Below are 10,052 nucleotides of genomic sequence, written 5' to 3'. Positions count from 1 at the left end.
TATGGCCTTCAGGATGATCAATGGCATTTCGTATGACCTGTCCATCCAAATGCCCGACGGCGGACAAATCGTCCTGGCTGACTGGGGAGTTCAACCGCTGTGGAACACGCAAACGGTTCGCGCATTTCGAAACCACAACATCTTCCGCCTCGACCAAGCCGGCAACGTCATCTGGCAAGTCCGGCGCGACGAGGGAGAGGCTTTTGCGAACTGGGCCAGGATGCGGGAACGGGCAGAAGCGACCAATGATGATGACATCGGGACGAGAAGTCCTTTTTTGTATCTTTGGCTGCAATATGCCAATGGGGCAACAAACTACGACTACGAAGCTCACGCGTACCCAGAGCATGCGCAATGGGTGGACGGGGCAAAGATCTGGTGCTCAACGCTCGACGCGAGACAATACGTGTTGGACCCAGAGACGGGTGTGGCCGTCTGCATGACGCCAGTAGGGATACGGGAGTGGTAGCGATCAAAGAGCCGATGTGGCCCAGCTCACCGGCCGGCGCTTCCTGGACGGCCATGCCGACGACGAAGCCCAGATGCGCGCCCTGATGGACGCGGGCCTGACCTTCGCGCACGAGCACGCACTTCGGCCCGGCATCGCGCTCACCCCCGAGCAGATGGCCGCGCTCACCAGCGACATCATCTGGCTCGTCGAACGCGAGGTGAGCCTGCCCGATGGCACCCGCCAGACCGTGCTTGTGCCGCAGGTCTACGTGCGCGTGCAGCCCGGCGACCTGGACGGCACGGGCACCCTGCTCAGCGCCGATCGGCTGGAACTGGACCTGACCGGCGACTTCACCAACAGCGGCACCGTGGCCGGGCGCACCGCGCTCGCCATCACCGCCGAGAACGTCAAGAACCTGGGCGGGCGCCTGACGGCCCAGTCGGTGGACGTGCACGCGCGCCAGGACCTGGACACCCTGGGCGGGCTCATCGACGCGGGCAGCCGCCTGTCGGTGAGCGCCGGGCGTGACCTCACCGTGGCCAGCACCACCGCCAGCACGGCCACCCAGGCGGGCCCCAACCTGTTCGAGCGCACCACGCTCGACCGCGTGGCCGGCCTGTACGTGAGCGAAGCCGGCGCCACCCTGCTGGCCAGCGCCGGGCGCGACCTCGTGCTGCAGGCCGCGCAGGTGAACCACGCCGGCGCGGGCGGCACCACGGTGCTGGCCGCCGGGCGCGACCTCACCCTGGGCACCGTGGCCACGTCCCAGGCCGACCAGCTCCAGTGGAACCGCCGCAACTGGCTCCACACCGGCCAGCAGCAGGACGTGGGCACACAGATCCAGGCCACGGGCGACGTGGCCCTGCTGGCCGGGCGCGACCTGAGCGCACGCGCGGCCACTGTGAGCAGCGAACACGGCGGCGTGCTCGCCCAGGCCGGGCGCGACCTCACCGTGGATGCCGGCCAGGCCCGCCAGTCCTACGAGCAGGCCAGCCACATCAAGAGCAGCGGCTTCCTGCGCAAGAAGACCACCACCACCCACGACCACGTCGAGCAGACCCAGGCCCTGGGCAGCACCTTCAGCGCCGAGACAGTGGACCTGCTGGCCGCTCGCGACCTCACCGTGCGCGGCTCCGACGTCGTCTCCAGCACCGGCACCACCCTGGCCGCCGGGCGCGACGTGACGATCGAGGCCGCCGCCGAGAGTGTGAGCGAACAGCACTTCAAGGACACACGCCGCAGCGGCGTCTTCACCAGCGGCGCGTCCCTCACCATCGGCAAGCAACGCCACAGCACCGACGCCGCACTGGAGAACACCACCGCCCGCGGCGCCACCGTGGGCAGCGTCCAGGGCCACGTGCTCCTCCAGGCCGGTGGCGCCTATCGGCAAACGGGTAGCGATGTGCTGGCTCCGGGCGGTGATGTGACGGTGGCCGCCTCCTCCATCCTCATCGAAGGTGCCCAGGAAGCCCGGCAGTTCGAGCAGACCACGAAGTTCCGCCAGAGCGGCCTGACCGTGGCCGTGAGCAGCCCCGTGATCTCGGCCGCCCAGGGCGTGGCCCAGATGGGCGAGGCTGGCTCCCAGACCGGCGACCCGCGCCTGCAGGCCCTGGCCGCCGGCAGCGCCGCACTGAGCGTGCGCGAGGCCACCCAGGCCCTGAGCCAGAGCCCGCAGACCGGTGGGGGCTTCAGCGTGAGCATTACCGTGGGCGGCTCCAAGAGCGAGAGCCAGCTCACCCAGAGCGCCAGCACCACCCGTGCGTCTGCCATCGAAGCCGGGGGCAACGTCAAGCTCATCGCCGCCGGCGCGGGCGAGGACAGCCACCTCACCCTCCGCGGCAGCGACGTGAACGCCGCCGGCCATGCCACCCTGATGGCCGAAGGCGATGTGGTGCTGCAGTCGCAGGCGCAGTCGGCGCAGCAGCACAGCACCCACCGCAGCAGCAGCGCCGGCGTGGGCCTGGCGCTCACCTACGGCCAGAACGGCTGGGCCGCCGGCTTCACCGCCAACGCCAGCGCCGCGCGTGGCCACGCCGACGGAACAGACCTCACCCACCGTCACACCGAGGTGAGCGCCGGCCGCAGCGCCACCCTCCTCTCCGGGCGCGACACCACACTCAGCGGCGCGCAGGTGAGCAGCGAGCGCATCGTGGCCAAGGTGGGGGGCGACCTCACCATCCAGAGCGTGCAGGACACCGCCACCTACGACAGCCGCCACCACAGTGCCGGCGGCAGTGTCACCATCGGCTACGGCTTTGCGGCCAGCGCGAGTTACAGCCAGGCCCGGGTGGACGCCGACCATGCCAGCGTGAGCCAGCACAGCGGCCTGCGTGCGGGCGATGGGGGTTTTGACGTGCAGGTGCAGGGCCACACCGCTCTGCAAGGCGGCTTGATCGCCAGCACCCAGGCCGCCGTGGACGAGGGCCGCAACCGGCTCGCAACCGGCACGCTCAGCACCCAGGACATCACCAACCGCAGCGAGCATGAGGCCCGGGGCCTCAGTGTGTCCGGGGGGTTCAGCTATGGGGGCTCAGGCAAGGCGGGTTCGTCCGAGGGGGGCAGCACCGGCAGCCCGAGCTCGACCCGCGCACCCGCCCAGCCCAGCAGCGGTGTGGCCCTGCAGCAGTTCCAGACCCAATCCCAGGGCGCAGCCGCCGGCTATGTGAGCGACAGCAGTTCCCGCACCAGCACCACGCGCAGCGGCATCAGTGGGGGGGAGATCGTCATCACCGACGCGGCAGCCCAGCAGGAACGCACCGGGCAGACGGCCGAGCAGGCCCTGGCCGCGGTGAACCGCGAGGTGCTCTCGGGCACCGGGGCCAATGGCCTGAGCCAGCGCTGGGAGGGGCAGGCGCTGCAAAAGGAAGTGCAGGCCGGGGCCCGGATCGTGGAGAGCTTCGGGCGGCAGGCGTCCAAGGCGGTGGGGGACTATGCCGGGCGGCAGGAGAAGTCCCTCAAAGAACAGGCCCGCCAAGCCCCCACCGAGGCCGAGCGCCAGGCCCTGCTGGCCGAGGCCGACAAGTGGGCCGAAGGCGGCGCCTACCGCGTGGCCGCGCACATCGCCGTGGGAGGCTTGAGCGGGGGGCTGGAAGGAGCGCTGGGCTCGGGCTCGTCGGCCGCGGCCGCCGACGCGCTCAACGAGTTGACGGCCGAGCTGCCCCAGGGCGTGCGTCAGGCCGTGGGCGCGGGCATCGCCGCCGGCCTGGGCGCCCTCACCGGCGGGCCCACCGGCGCGGCCACCGCCTTCAATGCCGAGATGAACAATCGGCAGTTGCATCCGAGCGAATCGCAATGGATCAAGGACAACGCCAAGCGGTTCGCACAGCACCACGGCATTACCGAGCAGGAAGCCGAGCAGCGCCTGGCGCAACAAGCATTCCGGCAGGTGCAGTTCGGTGCCGAAGGAACAGAGGATGCACAAGCGCGCGCCTTCCTGAGTCAGGCGCACGGCATGTTGCCGACCGATCCGGCTTGCCCGACCTGCGGGCCAGGGTACATGTTCTATGCAACACCGGAGCAGCGAGCCAACGCCGGCATGTACGCGGGCACACTGGGGCAGACGGATGGCTTCTACCAGGCCAACGGGCTGACGCAGCCTACGCTGCAGCAGATCATCAACGCTGCGAGCAACGACAGCACACAGCGCAACACGATCGCGCAGCAAACGGTGCTGGCTGCTGTGACGGCGGGAACACTGGCTCTGGCGCCATCCTTGTCTGGCGTGGCCACCGAAGCGGCGGCGTTCGCAAGGAATCCGGTGCAGTACTGCTTGGGCAATCCGGCGGCCTGCACGGTCGCAGCGGAGACTGCTGCTTACACTGCAGCTGGGGTGCCGCAGCCGGGGTCAGGGGTGCCTTCGGCGAAGGCTGTCACATCCGGAACGAATAGTGCGGGTCGTACAGGCACTGTCTTTGATTCCATCACAGCAACGCAGCCGGTATATCCGGGTTCAGCTATTCCTCGCTCATTTGAGATGACATTGCCAAATGGTCAGCGTGTATGGGTAGCGGGGAACGCGACTGAACATATGGCAGAGTTCGCGCAAATGAAAGCTGTAAACCACACGCCGGAGGCTGTCAGACTGGCGTCACAGCAGCAACTATCCAGCCTGCAAGGAGCGGTCAACACTGCCACTCAAAACGGAATTACTTACAATCAACTAATGACCGTTGGGGGGTGGGAACTCAAATTCGCACCACCAAGGCAACTTGGCCAACTGCCTTCGATTATTCATGCCTTGCCAACCGGAAAATAGGAAAGCGACATGCTAGGAATTAAACTTGAACAACCCTTCAGCTTGCTTATGGAGGTTGTGGAAACTGATGATCATGTGCCGTCAATGCGCGTTGAAACAAAAATCACAATCACGCAGTTTCAGCATATGCTCAGCTATCAAGGATCTTTCTGGATTGAGTGCGCAAACTGGAGTAGCTTCTCGAACGCCTTGAACAATTCATCGCTAGATGCCACGCTGAAAGATATGAACGACCATTTCGTTCTCGCGATCAGCGAAAATAAAGACAAGAAAATTCTTTATTGGGAATTCAAAAAGACAGATGCTGGTGGGGGGAAAAAAACGATAATTGCGTTCTCTGCCGAAGTTGACGATGACATGTTGGCGAAGATAAAGAGAGAGTTCGCAGAGTTTCCTGCATGGTGGTCGCCGTCGGATCCCGGATGATTCACAAGGCAGGGCGGTTTCTGCACAGCCGACGGGGTCCGTTTGATGGGTCGCCGGGCTCACCGGCAACCGCTGCGCCACCTACAGCCAGGCCCGGGTGGACGCCGAGCACGCCAGCGTGAGCCAGCACAGCGGCCTGCGCGCCGGTGACCAAGGCTTCCAGGTGGACGTCAAGGCGCCACACTTTTGGCGTGAACGGCGTTCCGAACGCGGGCCAGACCTGGACGCTGAGCGATGGCAGCAAGGTGACGCTGAGGTCTCAGGCAAGCTCTACCCAACAACTCGGGCCGCATTGGACGGTGGAGATCAAGTCGGATACCGTTTATCGAGGTAAACCAGGCAAGGAGCAAGCAATTGAGTTCAAGTTCCTTCGCTGATTCACAAGAGCTACAAGCAGAGATGAACGAATTGATCGAGGATCTTTGCGAATACCAAAGCGGAAGCTTCACGCCCTTGTGGGACGGCCTCGGCCGCGAGCGCCCCTACGCTCTACGCAAAGAACTCTGCCTACACATGATCGAGCGCATGCTGCGCGAGGATCGATGCCGGCTGGGATGGGCTTCAGGCAAGCTGGGAGTTCTGCCGCACCGCAAAGAACGCGGAGGCTGGACCTGGGATCAACCGATTCCATCCATCATGGACGTGCTGCGCGAATGGTGGAATCGATGCGAGGGTGTACCCATCGCGATCCACACCCCCGATGGTTTCGACTCAACGACATATTTCCTTGCTGTCATTCCAGCGATCGTGTGGCCGCCGTACGACATCGATTCGAACATCCAACCGAGCTGCAAGGCGCGGTGATCGCCAGCACCCTATCCGCCGTGGACGAGGGCCGCAACCGGCTCGCCACCGGCACGCTCAGCACCCAGGACCTCACCAACCGCAGCGAGCATGACGCCCGCGGCCTCAGTGTGTCCGGGGGCTTCAGCTATGGGGGCTCAGGCAAGGCGGGTTCGTCCGAGGGGGGCGGCACCAGCAGTCCGGGCTCGACCCGCGCACCCGCCCAGCCCAGCGGCGGTGTGGCCCTGCAGCCCTTCCAGACCGGCTCGCAGGGCGCAGCCGCCGGCTATGTGAGCGACAGCAGTTCCCGCACCAGCACCACGCTCAGCGGCATCAGTGGGGGGGAGATCGTCATCACCGACGCGGCGGCTCAGCAGGAGCGCACCGGGCAGAGCATCGAAGAGACCCTGGCCAGCGTGAACCGCGAGGTGCTCTCCAGCACCGGGGCCAACGGGCTGACCCAGCGCTGGGACGGGCAGGCGCTGCAAAAGCAAGTGCGCTCCGGCGCGCAGATCGTGGCCACCTTCGGGCGGCAGGCGTCCAAGGCGGTGGGGGACTATGCTCAGCGCAAGCGCGAAGACCTCAAGCTGCAGGCTTGGCAGGCAGAACAAGCCGGTGATGTCCAGGCCGCCACCCAACTGCGCGAGGAGGCCGCCCGATGGGACGAAGGCGGCGCCTATCATGTGCTCATGCACACATTGACCGGGGGCCTCAGTGGGGGCCTGCAAGGTGCCCTGAGTTCCGGCGCGACCGCCCAGGCCGCGCCGCTGATCGAGCAGATCACCGCCGAACTGCCCTTGAGCGAGCCGCTGCAGGCCGTGGCCGGCCTGGTGCTGTCCAGTGCCATCGGCGCGGCCACGGGCGGCCCGGGCGGGGCAGCTCAGGCATTCAATGTCGATGCCAACAACCGCAGCTTGCACCGCAGTGAACGCAAGATGGCCATCGCCCTGGCCAAGGAGTTCGGCGGCCGCTACAGCGTCGAAGAGATCGAGGCCCAGTTGCGCCAGATGCCCAACGTGCTGCTCCTGCAAAGCGGCGCCGCAGCCCTGTACATCGACATGCAGGATCCGAAGACCCAGCAGCGCTGGATCGAGGACCGTGCGCAGGACCCGAACCTGCCCATTGCCGTGCAAGGCAACAGCATCGTGGAAACCCAGGGCCGCGCCCATGGCGAACTCCAAGCCCTCATCATCGCCGCCACCACCTTCAAGGACGGGCCGCTGGCCGGCCATTCCCCCTACCTGATGAGCCCGCAGGCCGCGCGCGACCTGTTGAGCCAAGCCGCCAGCGGCTCACCCAGCAGTTCCGCGCCGCGCCACTTCGATTGCGCCAACACCACCTGTTTGACCTACGGTGCCAACTACAACCGCGAGCACCCGGCCAACCAGGCCGAGATGCAACGCACGGCCGACATGCTCAAGGCCGCCGGAGTGATCATCAGTGCGCCGGCACTGGCGGCCGTGCTGGCCACGCCACAAGGCATGGTCGCCGTGCAGACGCTGCTGTGGAACCCCGCTTCGGCCGCATCGGCTGCCGCCGGTGTCGGCGCCAACGCCGCAGTGCAGTACGCCACCACCGGCAGCGTCGATCCCAAGGGCGTCGTGGTCTCCGGCGTCACGGGCGTGGTGGGTGGGGGCAGTCTTCAGGCCTATCGGCAACTGCTTGAGTCGAGCAAAGCCGTTCATGCAGCAGGACTGACCACCGTCATCGGCACCAACGCCGCAGGCGCTGCTCTCACCGGCAGCGACCAGCCCGCCACCGCCCTCGGCTCGGTGGCAGGGTATGGTGTGGGGCAGTTGCCGATACCGGGTGCGCAGTTTCTCGGAGCCTCTGTGCAAGAGTTGATCACTTGGTTCTTTACGCCGGCAGCGCCTGCCGCACCTTCTGATCAAGCGGAGAAGAAGCAATGACCGCCGCCAATAGAAGCTTCTCGGCGTTCTGGCAATGGATCTGGCCGCACTATCGGAAGGCATGCTTCAGAACCCTGGTGGGTGTCCCCGTCGCATCTTTGGCGGCGATCACCCTACGCAACGCGCTCGTATGCTACGCGATATGGGATGGCGACTCAGCCACGGCGTGCATCGCGTTGCGCGACCCACGGTCAGCGTTGGGCGAGATTTTTGCCGTATGGTGGGTTGTCCTATTCGTTATCGCAGCGATGCTCTCCCAAGCACTTCTGCTCGAATGGCTCAAGTACCTCAAAGACGAACCCTCGGCATTCACGCATGGGGGGTGGAGGATCGAAGGCCACCCGGGCTACACGCGCAGGCTCAAGGAAGTTGGTGCTGACACTTTCGAATTGGCAGGTATGTCACTTCGAGCGCAAGTGTTGGCCGAGAACCATCGGCGCTTTGAGGGAGACTTCTCCGAGGCCGTGCTCCTGAACCAGTTGCGCCGCAAGTTCGCCCGCACCGACAACAGGCCCGTTGTGGATTCGAAGGATCATCTCGCGTGGAAGATCACTCAGTCCAGCGGCACGCAGGTGCACATCGACCTGCACCGCCACCCACAGGCAGATCCCCCCGTGTGGACAATGCGCACCGAGTTCTACGAATGGGCCGGCCGCAAGAACCCACCCAAGCTGGCCAGGACCTATGTGACGGAGTTCGTCTGTCGTAACCCCAGTTCGAGCCGGCCGTGACTCCCCTGCGCCTTGGAGACACGCACGGGCCACACGGGCGAGCAGGCCCTGGCCGGCGTGAACCGCGAGGTGCTCTCGGGCACCCAGGCCAACAGGCTGGCCCAGCGCTGACAGGGCCAATAACCGGCAGTTGCATTCCAGCGAGAAGCAACTCGCCAAGGACCTGGCCCGCCAGAGCAACGGCAAGTACACGGTCGAGCAGATCGAGGAGCAGATGCGCCTGATGGGCCACCAGGCGCTGGGCGTGGCGCCCAACACGGTGGAGGCGCTCACCAGCCCCGAGGCGATCGCCCAGAACCTGCTCACCGACCCCAACATGCCCAAGATCGTCGAGGGATCCGTGGTGATGGAGAGACCAGGACAGGCCAATACCGAGATCCAGCAGTTCATCCTGCTCAACACCACCGACAACGTGGCCACCTGGATCCCAGGCTCTTCACCCTACCAGCCCAGCCGTACCGATGTGGCGCCTGCACCCGCCGCGGGGCCGGTGGTGCCTTCGGCTCCGACGACGGCAAGCTGTGGGAACATGGACTTGGATTGCAAGGCCGGTCTCAACCCTCAGCAGTCGCTGGACTTGCCGCAGATGTCGCAGGCCGTGCGAGAGACGATTGCCGATGGAGCAGCCACGACCAGCCGGGCCGCGGAGGTGGTGGGCGCCGCGGCCACGGCTGCCGCTTCTCAGAGTGGACCGTATGGACGGCCCGCCCAGGCTTTGGCAACTGGCGCCACCGCGGTCGGTTTGGCGGCTGATGCGGTTGAGCAGGCGGTTCGGCCGGATGTGGGGAAAGTCACGCAGACCTTCTTTTCGAATCTTGTTCAGTACCACATTGACCAAAAGTTGCCGCTTGCCGCACCCATCACCAATGAGGTCATTCAACTGTGGAGAGCGTCTGGCACAAGTCTCAGCATCGAGGCTTGGGCAAATGAGCAGTGGAGTAAAGCCGTGAACTCGAAGAAGAGGTCCCCTTGAAATCAGGATTCAGCAACGGGAACATGAAGTTTCTTGTGTCGCTCGCCATCGGTGCCGTAGGTGCTGCGTGTGTTGTGCTCCTTATATTCTTTGAATGGCCCCCGTACCTCGTTGTAGGCGGCTACATCATCGGCTTGACGTTGTGCGGCTTCGCAGCGCTCGCCGCGAAATCGACGACTCTGGATCTGCGGGCGTTCACAGATGATCCGTTGGGTTGGCGAAAGGCCAAGAGTTCCTACCTGCCCCCAAAGAGCACCCAAACTCATGAGAGCGGCGGCGATGAAAGCACCAGGGAGTAGAAGCACGATGAAAGATTGTCGGATGGGTCACAGACAAAGATCGATGACCTGACCAAAACGAGTGCCTCAGAATGAAAGGCTTCTTGTCCGACGCCATAGGGAAGGTCTGCACAACACCCGCCGTAGCGTGAGTTGATGCACTCGATTTCGGATGGCGGCGTTTTCAGGCTCGCGAAGTCGGTTTGAAGGCCGATTTCGCCCCGATTCGCGGCCCCCTGGCCGCC

General features: G+C 65.1%; 9 protein-coding genes. 7 read left to right on the top strand and 2 right to left on the bottom strand.

Annotated features, from left to right (window positions below; translation table 11 throughout):
- Position 1: 1 nt before the first annotated feature.
- The 7 genes from AC1ECW_RS10160 to AC1ECW_RS10130 all read left to right on the top strand — a co-directional run bounded on the left by AC1ECW_RS10160 (position 2) and on the right by AC1ECW_RS10130 (position 9,529).
- A complete protein-coding gene (locus AC1ECW_RS10160) occupies positions 2 to 469 on the top strand; it encodes a hypothetical protein (RefSeq protein ID WP_409664115.1) in 468 nt (155 codons plus the stop codon).
- Between the two features lie 16 nt (positions 470 to 485).
- On the top strand, positions 486 to 4,706 hold the full coding sequence (locus AC1ECW_RS10155) for a hemagglutinin repeat-containing protein (protein ID WP_481201753.1): 4,221 nt from the start codon (positions 486 to 488) through the stop codon (positions 4,704 to 4,706).
- 9 nt (positions 4,707 to 4,715) lie between these two features.
- A complete protein-coding gene (locus AC1ECW_RS10150) occupies positions 4,716 to 5,132 on the top strand; it encodes a hypothetical protein (RefSeq protein ID WP_409702943.1) in 417 nt (138 codons plus the stop codon).
- A gap of 399 nt (positions 5,133 to 5,531) precedes the next feature.
- A complete protein-coding gene (locus AC1ECW_RS10145) occupies positions 5,532 to 5,936 on the top strand; it encodes a hypothetical protein (protein WP_409702940.1) in 405 nt (134 codons plus the stop codon).
- Complete coding sequence (locus AC1ECW_RS10140; RefSeq protein ID WP_481201752.1) at positions 5,933 to 7,825, top strand: hypothetical protein; 1,893 nt, start codon at positions 5,933 to 5,935, stop codon at positions 7,823 to 7,825. Before AC1ECW_RS10145 ends, AC1ECW_RS10140 begins: the two co-directional genes overlap by 4 nt.
- Complete coding sequence (locus AC1ECW_RS10135; RefSeq protein WP_481201751.1) at positions 7,822 to 8,556, top strand: hypothetical protein; 735 nt, start codon at positions 7,822 to 7,824, stop codon at positions 8,554 to 8,556. The genes AC1ECW_RS10140 and AC1ECW_RS10135 overlap by 4 nt, the downstream gene beginning before the upstream one ends.
- Positions 8,557 to 8,686: 130 nt before the next feature.
- Positions 8,687 to 9,529, top strand: a complete 843-nt coding sequence (locus AC1ECW_RS10130) for a hypothetical protein (protein WP_409702934.1) — start codon at positions 8,687 to 8,689, stop codon at positions 9,527 to 9,529.
- A 2-nt stretch (positions 9,530 to 9,531) separates the two neighbouring features.
- Here the strand turns inward: AC1ECW_RS10130 and AC1ECW_RS10125 are convergent, their stop codons facing one another.
- Both AC1ECW_RS10125 and AC1ECW_RS10120 read right to left on the bottom strand, forming a co-directional pair.
- Positions 9,532 to 9,795 carry a hypothetical protein gene (locus AC1ECW_RS10125; protein WP_481201750.1) on the bottom strand — a complete coding sequence of 88 codons (264 nt, stop codon included), beginning with the start codon at positions 9,793 to 9,795 and terminating at the stop codon, positions 9,532 to 9,534.
- A partial coding sequence (locus tag AC1ECW_RS10120; protein WP_481201749.1) for a hypothetical protein occupies positions 9,792 to 10,052 on the bottom strand: 261 nt, incomplete at its 5' end. The genes AC1ECW_RS10125 and AC1ECW_RS10120, both read right to left, overlap by 4 nt.

It is taken from the genome of Caldimonas hydrothermalis (assembly GCF_056746695.1).
Note: the sequence above shows the minus strand (reverse complement) of the source record. Positions and strands in the feature narration are given on the sequence as shown.

What these genes read in the sequence shown, in the direction of transcription:
- AC1ECW_RS10160 (WP_409664115.1), top strand. Translation starts at nt 2, where the DNA reads ATGGCCTTCAGGATGATCAATGGCATTTCGTATGACCTGTCCATCCAA.
- AC1ECW_RS10150 (WP_409702943.1), top strand. Translation starts at nt 4,716, where the DNA reads ATGCTAGGAATTAAACTTGAACAACCCTTCAGCTTGCTTATGGAGGTT.
- AC1ECW_RS10145 (WP_409702940.1), top strand. Translation starts at nt 5,532, where the DNA reads ATGAACGAATTGATCGAGGATCTTTGCGAATACCAAAGCGGAAGCTTC.
- AC1ECW_RS10135 (WP_481201751.1), top strand. Translation starts at nt 7,822, where the DNA reads ATGACCGCCGCCAATAGAAGCTTCTCGGCGTTCTGGCAATGGATCTGG.
- AC1ECW_RS10125 (WP_481201750.1), bottom strand. Translation starts at nt 9,795, where the DNA reads ATGAGTTTGGGTGCTCTTTGGGGGCAGGTAGGAACTCTTGGCCTTTCG.